Below are 25674 nucleotides of genomic sequence, written 5' to 3' on the forward strand. Positions count from 1 at the left end.
CCGGCGCGCGCGGGCTACTTCACGTCGACGAAGTCGGCCGCGGAGGTCGCCGCCGGGGTGGTGGCCGTACCGGCGAAGCTGTAGCGCCAGTAGCCGTCGGCCGAGGCCTTGACCGTGGTCTTCAGGCTGCCGGTGCTGTTCGTCTTCACCGTCTTCACCGTGGTGTACGTCTTGCTGCCCTTCTTGCAGAACTGCAGCCTGACCGACTGGGCGGTGTAGCCGTGGTACTTGAAGTCGTCCCAGCTGGCCCGCGCCAGCTTGCCCGTGACGGTGAGGGTCTTCCCCTTCCTCACCGGCTCGGGGGAGGCGTTCACGCTCTGCGTCGCCGCCCGCTGGAACTTGAAGGAGCGGGCCTTCTGCGTCCAGATGTAGTCGCCGTCCTGGGCGTCCACCCACGCGTCGACGTACCAGGTGCCGGCGTAGTCGTTGGAGTACATGAGGTCGACCTTGGGGTCGACCGTGAACGTCGCGGTGCAGGTGCTGCCGGAGCAGCGGGTGCTGCTCGTGTCGAGGTAGCCGAACCCCGGTCCGTGCAGGGAGATGTCGGCTGCCGCGATCCCCGAGTCGTCCCTGGCGGTCACGGACACGGTGAACTTCTTGACGAGGCTCGTGCCGACGACCACGTTCTTGCCGCCGTTGACCGTGACCTTGGTGATGGCGGTGTCGCCGTAGCCGCCGTCGGCCTGGGCGGCCGGCACGGCGAGGGCCGTCAGGGCCAGGGCGCCGATCGCGACGGCGGCAGAGGTGCGCATGCGCATGTGTGTGTCCCCGGAGGAAAGGGCCCCGGTCCGCGGGCGGACGGCTGGGGCCGGTCGGTCTGTCGAGTCGGTGACTCGACAGACCAGACGAGGAACACATGTGAAGGGTTGTGCGAGAGTATGAAGATTTTGCGGAGGCCGCCCATATCGGTCCGCCCGCGGCGGGCCGGGAAGCGTCCCGGCCGTCAGTCGAACCAGCGGTCCCGGGCCAGTTCCTCCGTGCGGGACGGGTCCTCCAACAGGGCCGCGACCTCGAAGCGGCGCGGCCACTGACCGGCCGCCCAGGCCAGGCCCGCGGCGACGCCCTCCAGGGTCGAGGCGTGGACGACGCCGTCCGGGGTGCGGCGCCAGTCCAGTTCGACGCCGCCCGCCCGCAGTTCGCCGTGCTCGACGTACGTGTCCGGGGTGCCGGCGCCGAGCAGGATGCGGACCGGCTCCGGGACCCGGTGCTCCTCGCCCTCGGTCGTCACCGCCGCCTCGACGCTCTCGCCGAGCCGCCGCACCTGGAAGAGATCGGCCAGCTCCGCCGCGTTGGCAGGGGCGACCGGCAGGAGTGCCACACCCCCGGTCAGCGGCAGCAGGTCCGGGGCGTCCGCGATCATCGCGTCCGCCGCGTCGACGACCCGCACCTCGCCGTCGACGACGGCCCGCAGCTCGTCGGGCAGCGTGACCTGCTCCGGGTCGAGGTCGGCCAGCGCCGTGTACAGGGAGTGCAGTTGTACGGGAGAGACCGGGCGCTCCTCGTCCGCGAGCCGGCCGAGGAGTTCGGCCGCACCGCCGGGCTCGTCCAGCAGCGCGGCGACCGAGGTCCGCACGCCGAGGGCGCGCAGCACCTGCGCGTCGTCGAAACCGGTCGCGTCGGCGGAGTCGTACAGGCCCGCGAGCCGGGGATCGCCGCCGTGGGCGCGCAGACCGGCGGGGCGGCGGCCGTCCAGCACCGGGTGGTCGCGCAGCCACCACGCCGTGTAGGGGCGCACGGACTGCGTCGTGCCGTCCGGGAGCAGCACGCGCACCGGCTGGGTCAGCGCGTCGCGCAGCGGTGGCTGGGCGAGGAGGGCGAGCGCCTGCGGCCAGGCGTCGTCGTCGACGAGGTCGAGGTCGCGGACGGCGACGAGTTCGGTGGCGACCGGCGGCACCGGGGTGTCGGGCAGCTGGTCGAGGATGTCCTCGCACCACACGTCGACGGCGTCCAGCAGTCCGGCGTCGTCGGGTTCGGCGAAGTCACCGTCGCGGGGCTCCAGTTCGTCCGGGTCGAGCACCACGTCGGTGGCCCGGACGAGCGCGAACGTGGCGAGCACCCCGCACGCGGTGAGCGCCTGCTCGCCCCAGCGGGCGGCCAGGTCCGCGTCGCAGTGGGCGAGTTCACCCTCGCGCATGACGGCGGCGAACGGGCTGCCGGGCAGCACGAGTTCCCCGGCCGGTGCGAGCTCGCCGTCCTCGTCGGGCAGGGCGAGCGCGCCGAGCCAGGGCTCGTCGCCGGGTGTCAGGTCGGCGTCCCGGACCAGGGTCAGGACGGTCTCCACGAGCTCGTCGCCGTCGAGCGCGTCCTCGTCCCAGATCTCGCCCGCGTCCAGAGAACCGGCGACGGCGGCCCGCACCTGCGGGGTCGTCAGCACGGCGCGCGGGGTGGCGGGCAGGGCGCCCAGCTTCTCCAGGAGCGGGTGCGCGGCGTCCGGATGGGCGACCTTCAGGCCGAGCCGGCCGAGCCGGTCCAGGACCGGGCCGGTCAGCGCGTCGGGCAGCGGGAGCAGGATCTGCCGGGGGCCGATCGTCGTCCGGGGGACGGCCGGGGCCTCCGGGTCCGGGCCCGGCGACTCCGTTCCGGCGAGCGGCACCGGAAGGCCGGAGAGCCGGTCCGGGTCGACACCGGCCAGGCTGTCGTACAGCCGCCGCCACCAGCCGGGGTCGCGCTCCAGACCCGCGAGCCGGTCGATCGCCTCGGTCAGCGGGACGCGCGCGACGCCGAGCGTCCGCAGCTCGCTGCGGCGCTCAAGCCCCGCCGGCAGCAGGCAGGGCAGCACCTCGGCGAGCACGGCGACCGTCTCGGCGCCGACGCCCTCCAGCACCTCGGCCTCGATCGGCCGCAGCGCGGTGGTGGCCTTGCGGGCGCTCCCGACGCCCGCGTCCCAGTCGTCCCACCGGTCGGGTTCGGCGGCGGGGTCGCGCGGGGCGGCGGGCTCCAGGAACGCGACGCGCGGCAGCCGCTCCAGCACGGCACCCCGCAACGCACCGTCCAGCTCGCCCTTGCCGAGCGGTCCGGGCACCAGCCCGATCGTGGCGACGGTCACCGGCTGCCAGTCGGCGAGCAGTTCCGCGTACGCGTCGGCCGCGCGCTGCACCAGGAAGTCGGTGAGCGGGCCGGGCGCGGGGTGGCGCCGGGTGGTGTCCAGCGGCAGCGAGGCGATGAGCAGCGCCGGGATGCCGAGGGGTTCGTCAGTGGGCGTCGGGGCGTGCACGACGGGGGCGGTACGGGGGTGGACCGGGGCGCCCTCCGCGTCCACGGGCACGGCCCAGGTCACCGACCAGTGCGGGCGCAGCCGTTCCTCCAGCGGACGGTCGGCCAGCAGCGCGGGCTCGACGGGGCCGTGGTGGGTGACGGTGCGCCAGCGGTTCGTGCCGTGCGCGGAGTCCTCGACGTGCGTGTACGGGCCGTGCTGCGCGCGGCGCAACGTCCGTACGGCGTCCGGGGTTTCGATGACGATCTCGTCCAGGCCGCCGAGCGTGAGCAGCAGCGCGTCGTCCACGGCGGCGAGCAGCCGGCCCACCAGGTCCTCGGCGACGCCGTCGCGCAGCGGCAGGACGACGACGGTGTCGTAGCCGTCGGGGGCGGTGCCCTCGGCGGGCAGCGGGAGCCGCAGCAGCGGTACGTGTCCGTCGCGGCGGCGCAGCTCGTCGCCTAGGCCGGGGCTGCCGACGGCCGCCTCGCGGGCGAGGTCGCGGGCCTCGGCGAGGGACCAGCGGACGCCGCCGTGCCGGCCGACGACGGCCGGTTCGTCGCTCACCGCGAGCACGGCGGCGAACCCGACGCCGAACCGTCCGACGGCCCCCTCGTGCCCCTCGCGCTTGGCGGAGGCCCGCAGGGTGGACAGCGACTCCACGCCGGTGGCGTCCAGGGGGGCGCCGGTGTTCGCGGCGGCGAGGACCGCCGGGGCGGTCGCGGTCGCCGGGCGCAGGGTCAGCCGGAGCCGGCCGGGCACGCGGGCGCGGGCGGCGGCGTCGGCGGCGTTCTGGGCCAGCTCGACGACGAGGCGGTCGCGGTAGCCGCCGAGCGCGAGGTCCTCCTCGGCGTTGGCGTCCTCGCGGAAGCGGGCGGGGCCGGCGCCCCAGGCATCGAGCACGCCGCGTCGCAGCCGTGCGGTCCCGAACGGGTCGGCCCCCTCGGTCGCATTCATGCTCACGCCGTGACTCCCTCATCCGTGGTCCCTGGATCCGGTTACGCGTACCCAGCGCTGCCCATTGTGCGCCCGAAGCTACCGGCTCTTCGCCGGTGCGGGGTTTCGTGGCTGGGGGTTCCGTCCTCAATCGCCGGACGGGCTTGTGTGCGGGTGCCCCGCGACCCGGGGGCGCCTGCCCGGTGGGTGGGGGTGGGGGCCCTCCGGGGCGTCTCCTCAAAAACTGGCGTGGCAACCGGAGACGTTGCGGGGGCCGGGTATTACGCCATTTTTCTGCGGGGACGCCCCTGCACGCCCCCACCCACTCTCGCGTGCGTCTGAACACCGACGAAACGACTGCCGCAGACGCTCGGCGGCCGGGTCCGGGGCCGTGCAGGGGAGTCCCCGCAGGACGACGAACGGATACCGGGGTTCGTTCGCGTGGGACTGGAAACGTTCGTCGTTTGAGGAGACGCCCCGGAGGGGCACCGGACCCCCACCCACCGGGGAACGGCGCCCCGGGTCGCGGGGAACCCGCACCAACAAGCCCGTCCGGCGATTGAGGACGGAACCCCGCACCAAGGACCGGGGCACGGAAGGCGCACGCTGCCGCCCGCCCAAGGGCCCCGCCTCAGGAGTGGCCGAGGTCCGCCGCCGGGGCGTCCGGTTCCGCCGGCACCGAGCCGGAGTCCCGCGCCGGTCGCAGCGGGTACTCGTCCACCTGCATCGTGTCCAGCGCATGCGGCGCCGGCTTCGGCGGCTTCGGCATCACCGCGGCCTCCGAATGCCCACCGCAGCCGTACGACAGGGACACCACGTGCCCGTCCGCCGGACCGAACTCGTTCGCGCAGACCCCGAAGGCCTGCTTCAGGGAACCCGCGAGCGGCACCAGGAAGGCGCACGACACACACGTCGCCGGGGCCGCCTGGGCCATCGGCGTCTTCGCGCCGAAGCCCTCGTCCCAGCGGTCGGCCGCCGCGTGCAGCCCGTACCGGGACAGCACCCGCGCACGCCGCATGCCCAGCTCGTCCGCGACGGCCGCGATCGAACCGCGGCGCGGCGGCTCCGGGCGCGTCGTCAGTTCCGCGTCCTCGGACTCGACGAGGTCGGCCAGCTCGCCCGAGACCGCGGAGTTCGGCGGCACCTCGTCCTCGCCGGTGTAGCCCGGCTCCAGGCGCAGGTCGTCCGCCTCGGTGGGCAGCAGGTCGCCCGGCCCCATGTCGCCCGGCCGCAGCCGCTCGCTCCACGGCACCCACTCCGGCGCGAGCAGCGCGTCGGTGCCCGGCAGCAGGACCGTCTCGTCCAGCGTGACGTTCTTCGCGCGGGAGGCCCTGGCGACCGTCACCGCCCAGCGCCAGCCCCGGTAGGCCGGGTCCTTGCACTCGAAGTAGTGCGTGACGACCCGGTCCCCCTCGGGGATCACGGCCACATGCTCGCCCACCACCCCGGGCGCGGCCGCTTCCTCGGCCGCCGCGCGGGCGAGGTCTACCGCCTCGGCGCACAGACGGTCGGGAACGGGGGTACGGGCCGTACGGCTTCGCGTCGTCGCAGCACTCACAGGTCTCGCTTCTCTCCTACGCCAGTCTCACGAGCGCGCCAGCACATCCATCGATTTCGGCCATTCGGTTGCGGGCGGAGCGGACCTGGGGGCCGCGTCGACGTCCACACCCGTTGTGCCTGCCTCGGGCGCACCTTCTTCGATCCATTCTGCGGGATCGCCGAGAGGCGCGCGGCCAAGAACAACCGCCGGTGGCGCGCTACGCACGCTACCCTCTCCGCCGCTCCCCGCCCACCTGCCCGTCCCAAACGACGCCGTATCCGACACCGTATTGCGCGGGAAGCGCGCTCCGCTGCCCTCTTGATCCGGGCCGCCGCACCCCCTGCGACCTGCCCGATCACTCACCCGACAGGGCGGTGGACCACGCGCCCCGCGCCGATCTCGGTTCGCGATGCCGGGGACTGGGGCACTATGACCAAGTGGCTTCTGCCAGGTCGCACGACGAATCCGGCCCGCTCCGCAGAACGGGCCGGACGATCGGTCATGCCCTCCACACCCCGTTCACCGGAACCGCCAGGGGCATCCGGAAGGCGACGCACGCCCACGGGGCGGGCGAATCCGGCCTGGGCAAGCTGATCGAACTGCACGCGGTGAACGGCGCGGGCGACGTGATGATCACGGTCGCGCTCGCGTCGACGGTGTTCTTCTCCGTGCCGACGGACCAGGCCCGCGGCCGCGTCGCGCTGTACCTGGCCGTCACGATGGCACCGTTCATCCTGCTCGCCCCGGTCATCGGCCCGCTCCTGGACCACCTCCCGCACGGCCGCCGCGCCGCGATGGCGGGCTCCATGCTGGCCCGGGCCGTGCTGGCGCTCACCATGTCGGGCGCGGTCGCCACCGGCGGCCTGGAGCTGTATCCGGCGGCCCTGGGCGTCCTGGTCTGCTCGAAGGCGTACGGGGTGGTGCGCAGCGCCGTCGTGCCGCGGCTGCTGCCACCCCGCTTCTCGCTGGTGAAGGCGAACTCGCGGGTCACCCTCGCCGGTCTCCTGGCGACGGGCGCGGCCGCGCCCGTCGGGGCGGGGCTGCAGACCATCGGGCCGCCGTGGCCGCTGTACGGCGCCTGCGCGATCTTCGTCGGCGGTGCCGTCCTCGCGTTCACGCTGCCGCCCAAGGTGGACTCCGCGAAGGGCGAGCGCAAGGCGCAGCTGGTGCCGCCGCACGGCGAGGGCCCCGGCCGGCCCGAACCGCTGCGGAAGACCGCCACGCCGAAGAGCGGGAAGAAGCCGGCCAAGGAGAAGAGCGGCGAGAAGCGGCCCGGGCTGCGCTCCGTCGGCCCGTCCGTCCTGCATGGACTGCAGGCCAACGCCTCGCACCGGGCGCTCTCCGGCTTCCTGATCTTCTTCCTGGCGTTCCTGCTGCGCGAGCACCCGCTCGCCGGGCAGAGCGCCGCGATCTCCCTCGGCATCGTCGGCGTGGCGGCCGGGGTGGGCAACGCGCTGGGCACGGCGGTCGGCTCCTGGATCCGGGCCCGCGGCCCCGAGATCATCATCGCCTCGGTGCTGGGCCTGGCCCTGGGCGTCGCCGTGCTTGCCGCCGTCTTCTTCAGCACGGTGATGGTCGCCGCGCTGGCGGCCATGGCCGGGTTCACCCAGGCGCTGTCGAAGCTGTCGCTGGACGCGATGATCCAGCGCGACGTGCCGGAGGAGGTGCGGACCTCCGCCTTCGCCCGTTCGGAGACGCTGCTCCAGATGGCCTGGGTGGCCGGCGGGGCGATCGGGATCGCCCTCCCCCTCAATGGCGTACTGGGCATGTCGGTCGCCGCGAGCATCCTCGCCCTCGGCGCGGCGGCGTCCGTACGGGGTCTGCTGGGCGCCGCGCGGCGCGGCTCGCCGCACCCCCGCGTGGCGTGAGCCGGAGCGACCGATAGCCTTCGGCCCATGACCGTTGCGTTCTTCTCCGGTAAGGGCCGTCGAATCGGCGTCGCTCTTGGTGCCGTGTCCGCGGGACTCCTTGTCCTCTCCGCCTGCGACAAGCCGACGCCGCTCGCCACCGTGACGGTCGGCGACAACTCGGTGAGTACCGAGGCGTCCTGCTACAACGACGGCAAGGCCCTCAAGGAAGCCGACATCAAGGGCTGCCTCAACAAGAAGGCCGAGAAGACCGTCAAGGTCTCGATGGAGGACCAGGTCCACTTCGGTGTCGACCCCGAGGTCGCGGACAACGGCTGGACCATCTTCATCAACGGCCAGCAGGCCGAGCAGGCGCCCAACAAGAAGACCTACCGCTCCATCGCGGGCAGCGCCTTCTTCGCCAGCCAGACCGGCGAGACCACGGACAAGACGCAGCTCAGCATCGTGGAGACCAAGGGCAAGGAGCTGCTGGGCATCTGGCACTTCGAGCTCAAGAAGACCGACTGACCCCCTCCCGACCTCGGAGGACTCCTCCCGTGCGTGTGCTCGTCGTGACCGCTGTCCCGGTGGAACGGGACGCGGTCACGCGCGCGTTCGGGCCCGCTGACGCGGTGTCCGTCCGTACGGTGCCGGGCGCGGAGATCCACCGCGCGGGACCGTTCGACGTCCTCGCGGGCGGTGCGGGACCGTCGGCGGCGGCCGCCTCCGCCGCGTTCGCCCTGGCCGCCGACCGCTACGACCTGGTGATCTCGGCCGGCATCGGCGGCGGTTTCGCCGGTGCCGCTCCGGTCGGCACGCTCCTCGTCGCGGACGCGGTCGTGGCCGCGGACCTGGGCGCCGAGACCGCCGGGGGCTTCGTCCCCGTGACCGCGCTCGGCTTCGGGCGCGACCGCTTCACCCCGCCCCCCGCGCTCGTACGGGAGACTGCTGCGGCCACCGGCGCGCGGACCGGCACCGTCCTCACCGTCTCCACCGTCACCGGCAGCGCCGGGCGCGCCGCCGCCCTCCTCGCCGCGCACCCCGGCGCGGTCGCCGAGGCCATGGAGGGCTTCGGGGTCGCGGAGGCGGCCGACCGGCTCGGTGTCCCCGTCCTGGAGATCAGGGCCGTCTCGAACGCCGTCGGCCCGCGCGACCGCGACGCCTGGCGCATCGGCGACGCGCTGAGCGCGCTCACCGAGGCGTTCGGGCAGCTCACCCCCGTACTGGAAGGCTGGATCCACCATGACCGACACGACTCCTGACCCGCTGCGGATCGCCTTCTCGCCGTGCCCGAACGACACGTTCGTCTTCGACGCCTGGGCGCACGGGCGGGTCCCCGACGCGCCCGCGCTCGACGTCACGTTCGCGGACATCGACATCACCAACGGCATGGCCGAGCGCGGTGAGCTGGATGTGCTCAAGGTGTCGTACGCGGTGCTGCCCTGGGTCCTCGACGAGTACGCGCTGCTGCCGTGCGGCGGGGCGCTGGGGCGGGGCTGCGGACCGCTCGTGCTCACGAAGGAGGCGGGCACGGACCTGACGGGCAGGACCGTCGCCGTGCCCAGCGAGCGCTCCACCGCCTATCTGCTGTTCCGCCTCTGGGCCGCCGACCAGGTGCCCGGCGGGGTCGGCGAGATCGTCGTCATGCCGTTCGACGAGATCATGCCGGCGGTGCGCGACGGCAAGGTGGACGCCGGTCTCGTCATCCACGAGGCCCGTTTCACGTACCAGAACTACGGACTCCACAACCTGGCCGACATGGGGCGGCACTGGGAGGACACGACCGGGCTGCCGATCCCGCTCGGCGCGATCATCGCCAAGCGCTCCCTGGGCGCGGACACGCTGAAGCTGCTCGCCGAGTCGGTGCGCACCTCGGTGCGGATGGCGTGGGACGACCCGGAGGCCTCCCGCCCCTACGTCCTGGAGCACGCGCAGGAGATGGACCCGTCCGTCGCCGACCAGCACATCGGTCTGTACGTGAACGAGTTCACCGCCGACCTCGGCGAGGACGGCTACGCGGCGATCCGCGGCCTGCTGACGCGCGCCGCGGCCGAGGGACTGGTTCCGCCCCTCGGCCCGGACGCGCTGTCGTTCGTCTGATCCGCCCGCGTCCGCCGGCTACACGTCGAGCTGGTCCGCGACCGCGCGCAGCAGACCGGCGATCTTGGCGCCCGCCGCCTTGTCGGGGTAGCGGCCGCGCTCCAGCATCGGCGTGATGTTCTCCAGCACGGTCGTCAGATCCTGGACGATCGACGCCAGCTCGTCCGGCTTGCGGCGCTGGGCCGCCGCGACGGACGGGGTGGGGTCGAGGATCGCCACGGAAAGCGCCTGGTCACCGCGTTGTCCGGCGACCACGCCGAACTCGACGCGCTGGCCGGGCTTGAGTGCGTCGACTCCGTCGGGAAGCACGGACGAGTGCACGAAGACGTCGCTGCCGTCGTCGCGGGAGAGAAAGCCGAAGCCCTTCTCGCTGTTGAACCACTTGACCTTGCCAGTCGGCAAAGCACGCACCCCATCTCAACCCGTATGCCGGAACAGAGCCTCAGCAGGTCAGGCCGTCCTGTGGTCGTGCTCCCCTGCTGGCAGAAGCCTCCACAGGTGAAGTACCCCTCGTCAAGCCTGGTCATCCGGACTCTGTCCGGAAACGGCACCTGCTTCTTCGACCGGCCGCCCTCGGGTGCTCCGCCGCCGGGAACTACCCTGGCGGGGTGAGTACTCCCACTTCCGGCGCCGGTGACCGGCTGGTCCGTATCGGCGCGATCGTCTTCTTCGTCGGCGCCGTGTGCACCCTGGTCACGATGGCCCCGCTCTTCCTGGGCACGGACCCGCTGCCGTCGGTCGCCTGGTCGCTCTGCATGCTGATGGGCGTCGGCTTCCTGATCGCCGCGGCGGGCGTGGTCCGGTCGGTGCGGGCCGGGTCGCCCCAGCGCCGGTGACGACGGGGCGTACGCCCTACCCCCGGTAGCTCTCCAGCCACGCCGGGAACTCCGTCAGCGACGTCAGCACCACGTCCGCGCCCGCAGCACGCAGCTCGGCCTCGTCGCACGGGCCCGTGGTCACGCCCACCGACAGCGCGTCCGCCGCCCGTGCGCCGCGCACGTCTCCCGTGTGGTCGCCCACGTAGATCCCCGCCCCGTGCTCCCGCAGCGCCTCCGCCTTCCGCTCGGCCCACAGGCCGCCCACGATCACGTCGGGCTCTATGCCGAGGTGCGTGAGGTGAAGCTTCGCGCTCGGCTCGTACTTCGCGGTGACGACCATCGTCCGGCCGCCGAGCGCGCGGATCGCCTCGACCGACTCCCGCGCACCCGGCATCGCCAGCGTCGGGCCGATCCCGTATGTGGGATAGATCTCGCGGTAGCGGTCGGTCATCGCGGGCACCTCGGCCGCCGGGAACCAGTTCGCGAGCTCCTCCTCAAGGGGCGGACCGAGCCGGGTCACCACCAGGTCGGTGTCGATCCACACCCCCGTCTCGGCGGCGAGTGCCTGGTAGACGGCCTTGATGCCGGGCCGGGAGTCGATGATCGTCATGTCCAGGTCGAAGCCGACCGTCAGCGCGTGGGAAGCCATGCCCTCCATTGTGCCGAGCGCCCGCGCGCGGCGTACCCCTGTTCGACCCCGCACAGCCTCCGCATAGGCTAGCCAAGCCTTACTTCGCTCTGCGTTGTCCCGCTTGCCCGCCTGTCTATGAGGATCGATGTCAGCCGCCGCACCACGCCGTTCCAGACGCGCTCTCGCGACGGCGGCGGCCGTCGTGGCGCTGCTGCTCGCCGTACTGCTCAGCCTCGCCGTGGGGGCGCGCTCCATCGCCCCGTCCGCCGTCCTCGACGCCCTGCTGCACGGCGGCCACTCCGACGCCGCCGAGGTCATCCGGAACATGCGGGTGCCCCGCACCCTGATCGGCCTGATGGTCGGCGCCTCGCTCGCCCTCGCCGGCACGGTGCTCCAGGGCATCACCCGTAACCCCATCGCCGATCCCGGCATCCTCGGCATCAGCCAGGGCGCCTCGGTCGGTGTGGTGCTGGCCATCGCGTACGCGGGCATCCACACGCTCACCGGATACGTGTGGTTCGCCTTCGCGGGCGCCGCCATCGCCTCCGTCGCCGTGTACGCCATCGCCTCCAGCGGGCGCGGCGGCGCGACCCCGGTGAAGCTCGCGCTCGGCGGCGCCGCGATCAACGCGCTGCTGGTGTCCGTGACCATGGCCGTGCTGACCACGAAGGCGTCCGCGCTCGACGAGTTCCGGTTCTGGCAGGTCGGCTCGATCGCCGGCCGCGAGGCCCAGGTCGCCCAGCAGATCTGGCCGTTCCTCCTGATCGGGACGGTCCTCGTGCTCTGTGTGGCGCGCGGGCTCGACGCGCTCGCGCTCGGCGAGGACATGGCGAAGGGCCTCGGCCAGAAGGTCGCGACCGTACGGATCGTCGGCGGCATCGGAGCCACCGTCCTGACCGGCGCCGGGGTCGCCGCGGCCGGCCCGATCGCGTTCATCGGGCTCGCCGTCCCGCACATCGCCCGCGCGATCGTCGGCAGCGACCACCGCTGGGTGCTCCCGATGGCCGCCCTGATCGGACCCGTGATGCTGCTCGTTTCCGATGTCATCGGCCGGATCGTCTTCCCGCCGAGCGAGGTGCCCGCCGGGGTCATGACGGCCCTGATCGGGGTGCCGTTCCTGGTCACGCTGGTGCGCCGGAAGGCGGTGCCCGCATGAGCGCCCCGACGGCCGCCGTGCGGCCCGCCGGCTACGGCCTCGTACGGATCGGGTCGCGCGGACGGTTCCTGCTGCACCGCCGGGCCGCGGTCGTCGCCGCCGTCCTCGTCGTGCTGCTGGCCGTCGTCTGTGTCGCGTACCTCTGTGTCGGCGAGAGTTTCGTCGCGCCGTCCGAGGTCGTGAACGTCGTCCTGGGGCGGCCGTCCCCGGACGAACTCGTCGTCGGCACGCTGCGGCTGCCCCGCATGGTCGTCGGTCTCCTCGTCGGCCTCGCCTTCGGGATCGCCGGCGCGCTCATCCAGACCGTGGCCCGCAACCCGCTCGCCAGCCCCGACATCATCGGCATCAGCCAGGGCGCGAGCGCGCTCACCGTCGGCGCGATGACGTACGGCATCACCTCGTACACCGTGCTGCCCTACCTCTCGGTGATCGGAGGGGTCGCGGCGGCCGCGCTCGTCTACCTCTTCGCCTGGCGCGGCGGGCTGCACGCCACCCGCTTCGTCCTGATCGGCATCGGCTTCGCGATCGCGCTGCGCTCGGTCACCACCCTGTTCCTGACCAAGGGCGACTACCTCGTCGCCCAGCAGGCGCAGATCTGGATGACGGGCTCCCTCAACGGCCGCGGCTACGACGAGGCCGCGCCCATCGGCTGGACGCTGCTGATCCTGCTGCCCGCCGTCCTGTGGGCGGCACGCGCCCAGCGCAGCATCTCCATGGACGACGACACCGCGACCGCGCTCGGGGTCCGGCTGGGCAGGACCCGGCTCGGGCTCGTCGCCCTCGGCGTGATCCTGGCGTCCGTGGCCACCGGCACGGCCGGGCCCGTCGACTTCGTCGCGCTGCTCGCCCCCCAGATCGCCCGCCGCATGACCCGCACCGCGCAGATCCCGCTGCTCTGCTCGGCGCTGCTCGGCGCGGTGATCGTCGTCTTCGCGGACCTGCTGGCCCGCAGACTCTTCTCCCCCACCGAACTCCCGGTGGGCGTCCTGACGGCGGCGGTCGGCGCCCCGTACCTGATCTGGCTGATCATCCGCGGTCACGGTGGCCGCAGGGGAGGCAACGCATGACCACGACCCGGCAGCAGGACGCCGTACCCAGCCGGCTGCGGGCACGGGAGCTGACGCTCGCGTACGAGGACCGCACCGTCGTCCACGAGCTGGACCTCGCCGTCCCCGACGGGAAGGTGACCGTCATCGTCGGGCCGAACGCCTGCGGCAAGTCGACGACGCTGCGCGCACTCGGCCGGCTCCTCAAACCGCGCGGCGGGGCGGTCCTCCTGGACGGCAGCGAACTGTCCGGCATCCCCACCAAGAAGATCGCCCAGTCGATCGGGCTGCTCCCGCAGACCCCGGTGGCGCCCGAGGCCATCACCGTCTCCGACCTCGTCGCCCGCGGCCGCCAGCCCCACCAGCACTGGTGGCAGCAGTGGTCGCAGGACGACGAGCGGGCGGTGACCGAGGCCATGGAGCGCACCGACATCACCGCCCTCGGCTCCCGGTCGGTGGACGAGCTCTCCGGCGGGCAGCGCCAGCGCGTGTGGATCGCGATGGCCCTCGCCCAGGACACCGACCTGCTGCTGCTCGACGAGCCGACCACCTACCTCGACATCGCCCACCAGGTGGAGGTCCTCGACCTGGTCCGCCGGCTCGCCACCCCGGCGGCGGACGGCACCCGCGGCCGGACCGTGGTGACGGTCCTGCACGACCTGAACCAGGCCGCCCGGTACGCCGACCACCTGGTCGCCATGAAGTCCGGCCGGATCGTCGCCGAGGGCCGCCCGGAGGACGTCGTCACCGCCGAGCTCGTCCGCGAGGTCTTCGGCCTCGAAGCCGTGATCGTCCCCGACCCGGTGACGGGCTCGCCGCTCGTCGTACCGGGAGCGCCCTGGCGGCCGTAGCCGCCGTGGTGCGGGGTGCGGGGTGCGGGGTGCTGTGGAGCGGGGTTCCGTCCTCAAACGCCGGACGGGCTTGTGTGCGGGTTCCCCGCGGGGTGCGCCGTTCCCCGGTGGGTGGGGGTCCGGGGCCCCTCCGGGGCGTCTCCTCAAACGACGAACGTTTCCAGTCCCACGCGAGCGACCCCGGTATCCGTTCGTCGTCCTGCGGGGACTCCCCTGCACGGCCCCGGACCCGGCCGCCGAGCGTCTGCGGCAGAAAGCTGGGCCGGTGTTCAGACGCATGGCGGGCCGGGTGGGGGCGTGCAGGGGCGTCCCCGCAGAAAAATGGCGTACTACCCGGCCCCCGCTACGTGTCGGGTTGCCACGCCAGTTTTTGAGGAGACGCCCCGGAGGGCCCCCACCCTCACCTCGGACAGAGGCGAACCCCAAGCAGCGGAGCACCCACCGCTGGACCTCAACGCCCGCCCGGCCGAGGGCCCCGCGCCCGCCACACCAGGTAGAGCGCGGAGGCCACGGCCGCCCCCCGCACCACCCACGGCCACGTCTGGCCGATCGCCGGGCCCATCTGCCCCTCCGGGATGGGCGCGCCCCACCGGCCGTCCATCCGGCCCCACAGCCACACCAGGGCCGCCACGGCGACCGCACCGGGCAGCCCCATCGCCGCCCACTTCGCCTGCGCCCGGGACAGCTTGCGCGTGCCGTACGCGAGCCCCCAGCCGGCCGCCAGCACCGGCACGGCCTGCGGGGTGTCCAGCACCGCACCGGCCACCAGCAGCACGGCGGCGAGCAGAAGCAGCGGGTGCGAGAAGCCGCGCCGCGCCCCGTCCTCACGGACCCGGACCCGGCGCAGCCGCGGCAGCCGCCGGCGCGGCACGGCGGCCTCCTCCTCCGCGGCCTCGTCGTCGTACTCCTCGTCGTCCTCGGCCTCGGCCTCGGCTTCCTCTTCGTCCTCGTCGTCCGGCACCGGAGGCCGCAGCACCGCCGGGATCTCCACCCCGCCCCGGAAACCCGGCACGTCCGTGCCCGCGCCGAACTCGCCGAACGGGCCCGGGGCGACGCTCCACCAGTCCGTGCCGTCCCCCGAGGACGGGCCGAGCTCCTCCGAACCCGCACGGTGCGGCGGGGACGGCGCCGGCACCGCTCTTGCGGCCTCCGACGCGCCCTTGCGCGAACTGTCTTTCCGGAGCTTCGCCCGGCGCGGGCGCGGGACCCCCGCCGGCTTCGCGGCACCCTGTTCCGGCTCCTGCGGCAACAACGGCGTACCGTCCCCCGACAGGGCCGCCGCCGCGACGAGTTCGTCCGGGGTTCCGAGCCCCCCGATGATGCGGCGCACCGCCCCGGGCGTGTCCGCGGCCTGCTTCACCCGCTGCCGGTCGATCTCGCTCCGCAACGCCGAGACGAGCCTCATCCGGGTGCCCGAGGACAGCTGTTGCTGCTGCGCCAGGTCCCCGACCCGGCTCAGGTAGTCGTAGACCAGCTGGTCGCTCTCGATCCCCACGCGATGGTTCCCCTCTACGGCCCTGCACCGACGGTAGCGCCCTCGGGCCTGTCCGGAGCGACTACCGTGGGACGGATGGGGATGACCACACCACCGCGGACGCTCGCCGAGGCTCTGCGCGCCCGGGACGACGAGTCACTGGCCGGGCTGCTGCGTGCCCGTCCCGACCTCCTCAGCCCCGTGCCCGGCGACATCACCCAGCTCGCGACGCGCGCCGGCACCCGTGCCTCCGTCGTCCGCGCCCTGGAACACCTCGACCGTTTCGCCCTGCAGACCGCCGAGGCGCTGGCCGTCGCGCCCGACCCGGCGCCGTACGACACGCTGCTCGGCCTGCTCACGGGCGACGGCCGCGACGACGGGGAGCACCGGGACGACGCGGGCGCCGCGATCGTGGCCGCGCTGCCCCGCGCCCTGGGCACCCTGCGCGAACAGGCCCTCGTCTGGGGGGAGGACGACCGGCTGCGCCTGGTGCGCACCGCCCGCGAACTGCTGTCGCCCACACCGCAGCACCCCTCCCCGACCGGCCTCGGGCCGACCATCGCCGAGGCCACGGCCGGCATGTCGCCCGGCCGCCTCCAGGAGATCCTCACGGCCGCCGGACTGCCCGCCACCTACGACCCGGTGTCCGCGGTGACCGCCCTGTCCGCGCTCTTCACCGACCGCACCCGGATGGGCGAACTCCTCGACACCGCGCCGGTGGAGGCGCTGGCCGTACTGGACCGGCTGGTCTGGGGCCCGCCGTACGGCGAGGTCACGCCGAACCCCACCCCGCCCGTGAAGTGGCTGCGCGACCGCGGGCTCCTGCTGCCCGTGTCCACCCGCACCGTCGTCCTGCCGCGCGAGGCCGCCCTGCACCTGCGGGCCGGACGCGCCCACCGCGTGCCCGAACCGCAGCCGCCCGCCGTCGTGGCCGTCGCCGAACGTGATCCACAGGCTGTGGACAGCGCCGCGGCCGGCCAGGCGTTCCTCGCCGTCTCCACCGTCGAGGAACTGCTGAAGAGCTGGAACGGCGGCGGCCCCGCCATACTGCGGGCCGGCGGCCTCAGCGTCCGCGAACTCAAGAAGACCGCCGCCGTCCTCGACGTCTCCGAACCCCTCGCCGCGTTCTGGATCGAACTCGCCTACGCGGCCGGGCTGCTGGCCTCCGACGGCGAGGCCGACGAACGGTACGCGCCGACGCCCGCGTACGACGACTGGACCGAACTCTCCGCCCAGGACCGCTGGGTGCGGCTCGCCGCCGCCTGGCTCGCCGCCACCCGCACCTCCGGGCTCGTCGGCGGCCAGGACGCCAAGGGCCGCGCCCTGTCCACCCTCGGCCCCGAACTGGACCGCTCCGCCGCGCCCGAGGTACGCCACCGGGTCCTCGCCCTCCTCGCCACGCTGCCGCCCGGCACCGCCCCCGACCCGGAAACGCTCCTCGCCCGGCTCCGCTGGGAACGCCCGCTGCGCGGCGCCTCCACCTCCGCCGGGGACACCACCGACCTGCGGTCCCGGCTCGCCCTGTGGACGCTGAACGAGTCCGAGCTCCTCGGCATCACCGGCCGCGGCGCCCTCGCCTCGCAGACCCGCGCCCTGCTCTCCGGCGGGCCCGCCGAGGCCGCCGCCCGGCTCGCCCCGCTCATCCCGGAACCCCTCGACCACGTCCTCCTCCAGGCCGACCTGACAGCCGTCGCGCCCGGCCCGCTGGAACGGCCCCTCGCCGACACCCTCGGCGTCCTCGCCGACGTCGAGTCCAAGGGCGGCGCGACGGTCTACCGCTTCACCCCCGGCTCCGTACGCCGCGCCCTCGACGCCGGGCAGTCCGCCGCCGACCTGCACGCCTTCCTCGCCGCGCACAGCCGCACGCCGGTCCCCCAGCCGCTCAGCTACCTCATCGACGACGTCGCCCGGCGCCACGGGCACCTGCGGATCGGTGCCGCCTCCGCGTACGTACGCTGCGACGACGAGGCCGTCCTCAACGAGATCCTCGCCGACAAGCGCTCCGCCACACTGCGGCTGCGGCGGCTCGCGCCCACGGCCCTGGCCGCCCAGACCGACCCGGCCTCCCTCCTCGACGGCCTGCGCGACATGGGCTACGCGCCCGCCGCGGAGTCCGCCGACGGCGACGTCCTGATCACCCGCGCGGGCGCCCGCCGCACACCGCCGCGCACCGCCCCCGTCCCCGTCCCCGAGGGCCCGCCCCTGCCCGACCCCACGCTGCTGGGCGCGGCGGTCCGGGCGATCCGGGCCGGGGACACGGCGGCCACGGTCGTCCACAAGGAGACGGGGCCCTCCTCGCCCGCCGGCGCCCTGCCCCGCACGACCTCCGCGGAGACCCTGGTCACCGTCCAGGCCGCGGCGATGACGGGCTCCGCGATCTGGATCGGCTACGTCAACGCGGAGGGCGCGGCGAGCCAGCGGGTGATCGCCCCGGTCCGCGTCGAGGGCGGCTACGTGACGGCGTACGACCACACGGCGGACGAGGTCCGCACGTACCCGCTCCACCGGATCACGGGCGTCGCAGAACTGGCGGACGACCAGAGCTGACGGGGTTCCGTCCTCAATCTCCCCCATAGCCTTAAGGGCATGGGGGGGGACCCCCTCGACAGGCTTGTGTACGGGTCCCCCGCGGGGCGCGAATGCCCGGTGGGTGGGGGTGGGGGCCCTCCGGGGCGTCTCCTCAAAAACTGGCGTGGCAACCGGAGACGCAGCAGGGGCCGGGTAGTACGCCATTTTTCTGCGGGGACGCCCCTGCACGCCCCCACCCGGCATCAGTCGCGTCTGAACGCCGACGAAACGACTGCCGCAGACGCTCGGCGGCCGGGTCCGGGGCCGTGCAGGGGAGTCCCCGCAGGACGACGAACGGATACCGGGGTTCGTTCGCGTGGGACTGGAAACGTTCGTCGTTTGAGGAGACGCCCCGGAGGGGCACCGGACCCCCACCCACCGGGGAACGGCGCACCCCGCGGGGAACCCGCACCCAAGCCCGTCCGGCGATTGAGGACGGAACCCCGCACCACAGCACCCCGCACCACGACCACAGATGCGGCACACTGGAGGTTTGGCCAACCCGCCGCCCCCGTGGGCGGCCCCGCAGAAAGGGCCGAAGCGCGTGACCGGACCCCTCATCGTCCAGAGCGACAAGACGCTGCTCCTGGAGGTCGACCACGAGCAGGCCGACGCCTGCCGTCGTGTGATCGCCCCCTTCGCGGAGCTGGAGCGTGCGCCCGAGCACATCCACACCTATCGGCTGACCCCTCTCGGGCTGTGGAACGCCCGGGCGGCGGGGCACGACGCCGAGCAGGTCGTCGACGCGCTCGTGAAGTACTCCCGCTACCCCGTACCGCACGCGCTGCTCGTCGACATCGCCGAGACGATGGACCGCTACGGCCGGCTGACGCTGTCCAAGCATCCGGTGCACGGGCTGGTGCTGACGTCCACGGACCGGCCGGTCCTGGAGGAGATCCTGCGGTCGAAGAAGGTCCAGCCGCTGGTGGGGGCCCGGATCGATCCGGACACGGTGGCGGTGCACCCGTCCGAGCGCGGGCAGGTCAAGCAGACGCTGCTGAAGCTGGGCTGGCCCGCCGAGGACCTCGCGGGGTACGTGGACGGCGAGGCGCACCCGATCGAGCTGGACGAGAGCGGCTGGGCGCTGCGGCCGTACCAGCAGCAGGCGGTCGAGGGGTTCTGGCACGGCGGTTCGGGTGTGGTCGTGCTGCCGTGCGGCGCGGGCAAGACGCTGGTCGGGGCGGGCGCGATGGCGCAGGCCAAGGCGACGACGCTGATCCTGGTCACGAACACGGTGTCGGCCCGGCAGTGGAAGCACGAGCTGGTGAAGCGGACGTCGCTGACGGAGGAGGAGATCGGCGAGTACAGCGGTACGCGCAAGGAGATCCGGCCGGTCACCATCGCGACGTACCAGGTGCTGACGACCCGGCGTAAGGGGATCTATCCGCACCTGGAGCTGTTCGACTCCCGCGACTGGGGTCTGGTGATCTACGACGAGGTGCATCTGCTGCCCGCGCCGGTGTTCAAGTTCACCGCCGATCTGCAGGCGCGGCGCCGGCTGGGGCTCACGGCCACGCTGGTGCGGGAGGACGGCCGCGAGTCGGACGTCTTCTCGCTGATCGGGCCGAAGCGGTTCGACGCTCCGTGGAAGGAGATCGAGGCGCAGGGCTACATCGCTCCGGCCGACTGTGTCGAGGTGCGGGTCAATCTGACGGACTCGGAGCGGCTGGCGTACGCGACCGCCGAGGCGGAGGAGAAGTACCGGTTCTGCGCGACGACGGCGACGAAGCGGAAGGTCACCGAGGCGCTGGTGCGCAAGCACAAGGGTGAGCAGACGCTGGTCATCGGGCAGTACATCGACCAGCTCGACGAGCTGGGTGAGCATCTGGACGCCCCGGTGATCAAGGGCGAGACCACCAATGCCCAGCGCGAGAAGCTGTTCGGCGCCTTCCGGGAGGGTGAGATCAGCGTGCTGGTGGTGTCGAAGGTGGCGAACTTCTCCATCGACCTGCCGGAGGCCACCGTCGCCATTCAGGTGTCGGGTACGTTCGGCTCGCGTCAGGAGGAGGCCCAGCGGCTGGGCCGGGTGCTGCGTCCGAAGGCGGACGGGCACGAGGCGCGGTTCTACTCGGTGGTCGCGCGGGACACGATCGACCAGGACTTCGCGGCGCACCGCCAGCGGTTCCTGGCGGAGCAGGGTTACGCGTACCGGATCATGGACGCGGACGAGCTGCTGGCGGAGGGCTGACTCAGCGGCGGACGCCCGCCTCTTCCGCGTACTCGCCGAGGACGACGACGCCGAACGCGGCCCGGGCGAAGATCCTGACGGCGCGCAGGGCGTCTCCGGCCCGGTGGCTGTGGGGGTGACCGGTGGCCGCGGTGGCGCCGTGCGCGGGGCCGGTCCTTCTGGGGTTCAGGGTGACGGTGCTCATGTCTTCCATGGTGCTCCGGACGGGCGCGTCACCGCGTCGGTCCGGAGACGGAAGCCCGGGGGCGGCCGTCTCCCTCTGTGGTCGCACGGCGTCCCCTACGGGGTGGAGGCGTGCCGGTATTCGTTCGCGCCCGGGACGGGTGGTCGCTAGAATCGCCGGTCTGCCCGCCTCCCGCACCGTGGTACCGGCCGCCCGCAAGGGCCTGTCCGGCAGCCGGGGGAGCGCCGCCGACCGGACGGAAACCGGCCGACAGCCAGTGATCGATTCCCGAGCGGACCGCACCCCACGTACACGGGGCGATGCGGTCCGCCGTCCTGCGTTGAATGCCGGAGGCAACACCGTGCCCGCGCACGAACACGAAAGCGACACCACCACCGATCCCCTCGCGCACGAGCGCGCCCATCTCGCCGCATCGCGCGCCGCGCTGCGCGCGATGCGCGAGGACGCCCAGGCCCTCGACATCCGTGACGTCACGGCGAACTGGGTGAACGCCGCCGTCCTTCAGGCGCAGATCACCGACCGCATCAAGTCGCTCGCCGACCTCGCCCACACCCCGCTGTTCTTCGGGCGGCTGGACTACCTCCACGTGGTCGGCGCCGAGCAGGCCGAGGGCGCGGAGGGCGAGCAGTTCTACATCGGGCGGCGCCACGTCCATGACGCCGGCGGCGACCCGATGGTGATCGACTGGCGCGCGCCGGTCTCCCAGCCGTTCTACCGGGCGTCCCGGAAGGATCCGCTGGACGTGGGCCAGCGGCGCCGCTTCGGCTACACGGGCGGTGAGCTGACCGCGTACGAGGACGAGCACCTCACCGACCCCTCGGAGGCGGCGCAGACCAGCAAGCTGCTCCAGGCGGAGATCGAGCGGCCGCGTGTCGGTCCGATGCGTGACATCGTCGCGACGATCCAGCCGGAGCAGGACGAGATCGTCCGCAGCGGGCTCGGCGGCACGGTGTGCGTGCAGGGCGGGCCGGGCACCGGGAAGACGGCCGTGGGCCTGCACCGGGTCGCGTATCTGCTGTACGCGCATCGGGAGCGGCTCGCCCGCACCGGGACCCTGGTCATCGGGCCGAACAAGTCGTTCCTGCACTACATCGAGCAGGTGCTGCCGGCGCTCGGTGAGCTGGAGGTGAAGCAGGCGACCGTCGACGACCTGGTGACGGCACAGGTCGAGGTCCGGGGCACGGACGAGGCGCGGGCCGCCGTGGTGAAGGGCGATGCCCGGATGGCGGAGGTGCTGCGGCGGGCGATCCGTTCGCACGTGACCATGCCGACGGAGCCCGTGATGGTGGTGCGGGGGTCCCGCCGCTGGCGCGTTCCGGCGTACGAGATCGAGGAGATGGTCAAGGAGCTGCTGGACCGCGACATGCGGTACGGGGCCGCCCACGAGGCTCTGCCGCAGCGCATCGCGCATGCCGTGCTGGTGCGGATGGAGGAGGCGGGCGAGGCGCCCGACGACCGGGTGCAGAACGCGGTGGCGCGGAATCCCGCGGTGAAGGCGGCGGTGAAGGCGGCGGTGAAGGCGGCCTGGCCCGCGGTCGACCCGTCGAAGCTGGTGCTGCGGCTGCTGTCGGACCCGGAGTTCCTGGCCGCGCAGGCGGACGGGCTGCTGACCGAGGATGAGCAGAAGACGATCCTGTGGGCCAGGCCGGCCCGCAGTGTGAGGTCCGCGAAATGGTCGGCGGCGGACGCGGTGCTGATCGACGAGGCGAACGACCTGGTGGCGCGTACGCACTCGCTCGGTCATGTCGTCATCGACGAGGCCCAGGACCTGTCCCCCATGCAGTACCGGGCGGTGGGCCGGCGGTGCTCGACCGGTTCGGCGACCGTGCTCGGGGACCTGGCGCAGGGCACGACGCCCTGGTCGACGCAGAGCTGGGAGCAGGCGCTGCACCATCTGGGGAAACCGGACGCGATGGTGGAGGAGCTGACGGCGGGCTTCCGTGTGCCGCGCGAGGTGATCGCGTACGCGTCGCGGCTGCTGCCGGTGATCTCACCGGGTCTGGCCGCGGTGGAGTCGGTACGTGAGTCGCCCGGTTCGCTGTCGGTGCGGGAGGCGGCGGACGGGCTGGACGCGGCGGTGGTCGCGGCGTGCGTGGAGTCGCTGCGGCAGGAGGGGTCGACGGGTCTGATCGCCGCCGACGCGCGGATCCCCGCACTGGCCGAGGCGCTGACGGCGGCGGGGCACACGTATCTCTCGCCCGGTCAGGAGACGACCGCCGAGTCCCGGCTGACCCTGGTGCCGGCGTCGCTGGCGAAGGGTCTGGAGTACGACTACGTGGTGCTGGACGAGCCGGCGGCCGTGGTGGACGGCGAGCCGGACGAGCGGACCGGGCTGCGCCGGCTGTACGTGGCCCTGACCCGTGCCGTGTCCGGGCTGATCGTCCTTCACTCGGCCCCGTTGCCCGCGCAGTTGGGCTGAGGGGATGGGGCGGTGTGCGGGGCTCCCCCGCACACCGCTCCCGTTCAGGCCGTTGTGCACGCCCTCCCGTTCAGCTTGACCGTTCCCGGGTCGGCCGCCGGACCCGAGAGGCTGCTGTTGAACCCGAAGTCGACCGCCGCTCCCGGGGCCAGGGTGCGGTTCCAGGACAGCGGCGCCGCGGTGACCGTCCGTCCGTACTGGGCGAGTTCGGCGCTCCAGGTGTGGCTGAGCTTCTGGTCGCCCGGCAGCAGCCAGGTCAGGGACCAGGGGGTGAGCGCCTCGGTTCCGGTGTTCTTCACCGTGACCGTGGTGGTCGATCCGGTGCGCCACGGGTGCGAGGAGTACGTGACGGTGCAGGCGCGGGCCGGGCCCGTGCCGGCTCCGGCGTCGTCCAGGTAGGAGGCGACGAAGGCCAGCGGTGCGTTCCAGTTGATCGCGACCTCGTTGGTGGCGTACGAGCCGTTGTCGTCGAGGTAGCACATCGCCGCCGCGCACCCGTTGAGCTTGGCCGCGGCCTCCGGGTCGCCCGAGGTGGGGGCGGTGAGGTTCGGTCCGCCCGCGAGGGAGCCGGCGGGCGGGTGGGGCAGGGACGGGTCGCTCTGGTGGGCCCAGACCCGGTGGTGCTGGTTCTCGGAGCTGCGCTCGCCGTATCCGGTGACGTACGACTGGTTGAGCGGGTTGCGTCCGAAGAGGTAGTCGGCGCCGCGCAGGACGGCGTCGCGGTACGCGGCCCTTCCGGTGAGGTCGGCCGCGGTGGCCAGCACGATCATGTTGTTGAGCACCTGGCTGTTGGAGCCCCAGACGTAGTTCTGGCCGGCCGGGGCGTAGGGCACGCCGTACGCCTGGTCCTCGGTCTGTGCCGCGTAGCGGTCGGCGGCGGTGGTGACGACCGTGCGGACCTGTCCCAGTTGGGCGGCGGTCAGGTCGTTGGGGACGGTGGCGAGGGTCAGGACGCCGAGCCCGGCGGTCTCGCCCCACCACATGCCGCCGTCGGCGGGGAACGCCGCGTCGGTGTCGCCGTGCAGCGGGGAGCCGAGGAGGGCCTGGCGGTAGGTGCCGGCGCCGGTGGTGGTGAAGAGTTCGGCGGCGGCCCAGTAGAACTCGTCGGAGACGTCGTCGTCGCTGTACGTCCCGCCGCCCGTCCCGTCGTTCGGGTCGGCGAGCACGTCCGGGTGGGCCTTCGCCGCGGTCCACGCGGTCTCGGCGGCGGTACGGCACCGGGCGGCGAAGTCCGCGTCGTACGGGGCGAAGAGCCGGGCGCACTGGGCGGCGGTGGCGGCCAGGTTGAGGGTCGCGGCGGTGGTCGGCGCGTGCAGCTCGCGCTGCTGGGGGTCCTGGTCGGGCATCATCGGCAGCCCGGTCCACTGGGCGTCGTGCATCTTGTGGTGGACCATGCCGGCGAGCGGCTGCCCGGCCGGGACCTGCATGCGCATCAGGAAGTCGAGCTCCCAGCGCGCCTCGTCGAGGATGTCCGGCACGTCGTTGCCGTGTTCGGGCACGCGCAGCGCGCCGTCGCCGAGTTCGGCGGACTCCGCCCCGTCGGCCGTCAGGGTCCGCTCGTAGGTGTCCATGAGTTCGGCGACCGCGATGCCGCCGTTGACGACGTACTTGCCCTGGTCACCGGCGTCGTACCAGCCGCCCCGCACATCGAGCCGGTAGTCGCAGACCCCCGGCCGGCAGGGCACGTCCGTGTCGCCCTTGTTGGGGGCGACGCCGAGGTGTCCGGCGGGCCGGGCGTACTGCGCGCCGACGAGGTCCGCGTCGATCTCGATGCCGCTGCGGTTCTGGTAGAAGTACGCCAGCGAGTCGCCGCGCAGCGAGTCGTACAGGTCGGACCCGATCGAGAAGGGTTCGCTGACCTGCCCGTCCACCTCGACGGTGTAGCCGTCGCCCGAGGTGGTGACGGCCCCGAAGTCGAAGGTGTGGACGTTCTGGCGGGACGTCGGGTCGACGCCGCCCGGGACGGTGGTGCCGGTGGCGGCGGCGGTTCCGTCGGCAGCGCGCAGCGTCCAGGTCAGGGGCGCGGTGGCCTCGGTGACGAGGGTGCCTTCCTTGGGGCCCAGCGGGAGGTAGCCGACCTGGTTGACGCGGACGGGCGACCCGGTGTCGGGGACGTACACGGGTGGTTCGGCGCCGCCGCGCAGGGACACGTCGTCGAGACAGAAGGCGGTCGCCTCGTCGCCGCCGCCGATCTGGAAGGCGACCTGGGCGGCGTCGCGGTCGGCGGTCGCGGTGAAGACGTGGGTGACGGGCACCGCATCGGTGCCGATCGGGTCGGTCGCGGAGAGGTCGGTCGTGTACGGCTCGGTGGCCAGCTGGACGTTGGTGTGGATGGAGAGCGGGGTGGTGGACGTCGCCGTGTAGGTGAGGGTGTACGTCTCCCCCGCGACGAGCGGGATGTCGTTCTGGCCGACGATCACGTCCCACGGGTTGGCCGTTCCCGCCGGCACGTCGGTGCAGAGCCGGCCGTCGGTGACGGCGGCGGTGTTGGCCGTCCACCACCAGGGCGCGGTGCCCGCGGAGAAGTCGCCGTTGGTGATCTGTTCCGGGGCGGGGTCGGCGTCATCGGCGGCGGCGCCGGGTGCGGTGAGGGCACCGGCGAACAGTGCGGCGAGGGCTAACGCGCCGAGTACACGGCGGCCGTGCGGGGCGCGGGCGCGGCCGGTGGGGGACGGGGGCGGGGAGGCGTTCACCGGGGGCCTTTCGGTAGGGGGCGGGCGGAA

General features: G+C 73.4%; 18 protein-coding genes and 1 pseudogene. 11 read left to right on the forward strand and 8 right to left on the reverse strand.

What is annotated here, in order from left to right:
* Window positions 1-14 precede the first annotated feature (14 nt).
* From OG521_17405 to OG521_17415, 3 genes are all read right to left on the reverse strand, one after another.
* Window positions 15-758: a calcium-binding protein gene (locus OG521_17405; GenBank protein ID WUW22474.1), complete on the reverse strand. Its 744-nt coding sequence runs from the start codon at window positions 756-758 to the stop codon at window positions 15-17.
* Between the two features lie 185 nt (window positions 759-943).
* Complete coding sequence (locus tag OG521_17410) at window positions 944-4150, reverse strand: molecular chaperone Hsp90 (protein ID WUW26714.1); 3207 nt, start codon at window positions 4148-4150, stop codon at window positions 944-946.
* Window positions 4151-4760: 610 nt separating this feature from the next.
* Window positions 4761-5687, reverse strand: a complete 927-nt coding sequence (locus OG521_17415; protein ID WUW22475.1) for a DUF3027 domain-containing protein — start codon at window positions 5685-5687, stop codon at window positions 4761-4763.
* Window positions 5688-6106: 419 nt separating this feature from the next.
* Between OG521_17415 and OG521_17420 the strand changes: the two genes are divergently transcribed.
* From OG521_17420 to OG521_17435, 4 genes are read left to right on the forward strand one after another with little or no spacing between them, the layout of a single operon-like run.
* Complete coding sequence (locus OG521_17420) at window positions 6107-7537, forward strand: MFS transporter (protein ID WUW22476.1); 1431 nt, start codon at window positions 6107-6109, stop codon at window positions 7535-7537.
* A gap of 27 nt (window positions 7538-7564) precedes the next feature.
* The gene (locus tag OG521_17425) at window positions 7565-8044 is read left to right on the forward strand and encodes a DUF2771 domain-containing protein (protein ID WUW22477.1); all 480 of its coding nucleotides are present in this window, start codon (window positions 7565-7567) and stop codon (window positions 8042-8044) included.
* Between the two features lie 29 nt (window positions 8045-8073).
* Window positions 8074-8778 (forward strand): futalosine hydrolase, encoded by a 705-nt coding sequence (locus OG521_17430; protein ID WUW22478.1) that lies wholly within the window; start codon window positions 8074-8076, stop codon window positions 8776-8778.
* The gene (locus OG521_17435) at window positions 8759-9616 is read left to right on the forward strand and encodes a 1,4-dihydroxy-6-naphthoate synthase (protein WUW22479.1); all 858 of its coding nucleotides are present in this window, start codon (window positions 8759-8761) and stop codon (window positions 9614-9616) included. Before OG521_17430 ends, OG521_17435 begins: the two co-directional genes overlap by 20 nt.
* A gap of 207 nt (window positions 9617-9823) precedes the next feature.
* On the opposite strand, the pseudogene OG521_17440 reads toward OG521_17435, so the two are convergent.
* Window positions 9824-10018: pseudogene (locus OG521_17440) on the reverse strand (cold-shock protein).
* A gap of 206 nt (window positions 10019-10224) precedes the next feature.
* On the opposite strand from OG521_17440, the gene OG521_17445 reads away from it, so the two are divergent.
* The gene (locus OG521_17445) at window positions 10225-10452 is read left to right on the forward strand and encodes a hypothetical protein (GenBank protein WUW22480.1); all 228 of its coding nucleotides are present in this window, start codon (window positions 10225-10227) and stop codon (window positions 10450-10452) included.
* Window positions 10453-10468: 16 nt separating this feature from the next.
* Here the strand turns inward: OG521_17445 and OG521_17450 are convergent, their stop codons facing one another.
* Window positions 10469-11092, reverse strand: a complete 624-nt coding sequence (locus OG521_17450) for an HAD family hydrolase (protein WUW22481.1) — start codon at window positions 11090-11092, stop codon at window positions 10469-10471.
* A gap of 118 nt (window positions 11093-11210) precedes the next feature.
* On the opposite strand from OG521_17450, the gene OG521_17455 reads away from it, so the two are divergent.
* The 3 genes from OG521_17455 to OG521_17465 are packed head-to-tail and all read left to right on the forward strand — an operon-like array spanning window position 11211 to window position 14118.
* Window positions 11211-12221, forward strand: coding sequence for an iron ABC transporter permease (locus OG521_17455; protein WUW22482.1), 1011 nt, complete (start codon window positions 11211-11213; stop codon window positions 12219-12221).
* On the forward strand, window positions 12218-13288 hold the full coding sequence (locus OG521_17460; GenBank protein ID WUW22483.1) for an iron ABC transporter permease: 1071 nt from the start codon (window positions 12218-12220) through the stop codon (window positions 13286-13288). Before OG521_17455 ends, OG521_17460 begins: the two co-directional genes overlap by 4 nt.
* On the forward strand, window positions 13285-14118 hold the full coding sequence (locus OG521_17465; GenBank protein ID WUW22484.1) for an ABC transporter ATP-binding protein: 834 nt from the start codon (window positions 13285-13287) through the stop codon (window positions 14116-14118). Before OG521_17460 ends, OG521_17465 begins: the two co-directional genes overlap by 4 nt.
* Before the next feature lie 451 nt (window positions 14119-14569).
* Here the strand turns inward: OG521_17465 and OG521_17470 are convergent, their stop codons facing one another.
* Window positions 14570-15613, reverse strand: a complete 1044-nt coding sequence (locus OG521_17470) for a hypothetical protein (GenBank protein ID WUW22485.1) — start codon at window positions 15611-15613, stop codon at window positions 14570-14572.
* Between the two features lie 75 nt (window positions 15614-15688).
* Between OG521_17470 and OG521_17475 the strand changes: the two genes are divergently transcribed.
* Window positions 15689-18139: a helicase C-terminal domain-containing protein gene (locus tag OG521_17475; GenBank protein ID WUW22486.1), complete on the forward strand. Its 2451-nt coding sequence runs from the start codon at window positions 15689-15691 to the stop codon at window positions 18137-18139.
* Window positions 18140-18704: 565 nt separating this feature from the next.
* Complete coding sequence (locus tag OG521_17480) at window positions 18705-20348, forward strand: DEAD/DEAH box helicase (GenBank protein WUW22487.1); 1644 nt, start codon at window positions 18705-18707, stop codon at window positions 20346-20348.
* Window position 20349: 1 nt separating this feature from the next.
* On the opposite strand, the gene OG521_17485 is transcribed toward OG521_17480, so the two are convergent.
* On the reverse strand, window positions 20350-20532 hold the full coding sequence (locus OG521_17485) for a hypothetical protein (GenBank protein WUW22488.1): 183 nt from the start codon (window positions 20530-20532) through the stop codon (window positions 20350-20352).
* Window positions 20533-20872: 340 nt separating this feature from the next.
* Here OG521_17485 and OG521_17490 point away from each other — a divergent pair, with 340 nt between their 5' ends.
* Window positions 20873-22951, forward strand: a complete 2079-nt coding sequence (locus OG521_17490; protein ID WUW22489.1) for an AAA family ATPase — start codon at window positions 20873-20875, stop codon at window positions 22949-22951.
* 44 nt (window positions 22952-22995) lie between these two features.
* Here OG521_17490 and OG521_17495 read toward each other — a convergent pair whose 3' ends face one another.
* Entirely contained in the window at window positions 22996-25557 is a 2562-nt protein-coding gene (locus tag OG521_17495) for a glycoside hydrolase family 9 protein (GenBank protein ID WUW26715.1), read from the reverse strand.
* Between the last annotated feature and the right edge of the window lie 117 nt (window positions 25558-25674).

Origin of the sequence: Streptomyces sp. NBC_01463 (assembly GCA_036227345.1) — a bacterium.
Taxonomy (GTDB): domain Bacteria; phylum Actinomycetota; class Actinomycetes; order Streptomycetales; family Streptomycetaceae; genus Streptomyces.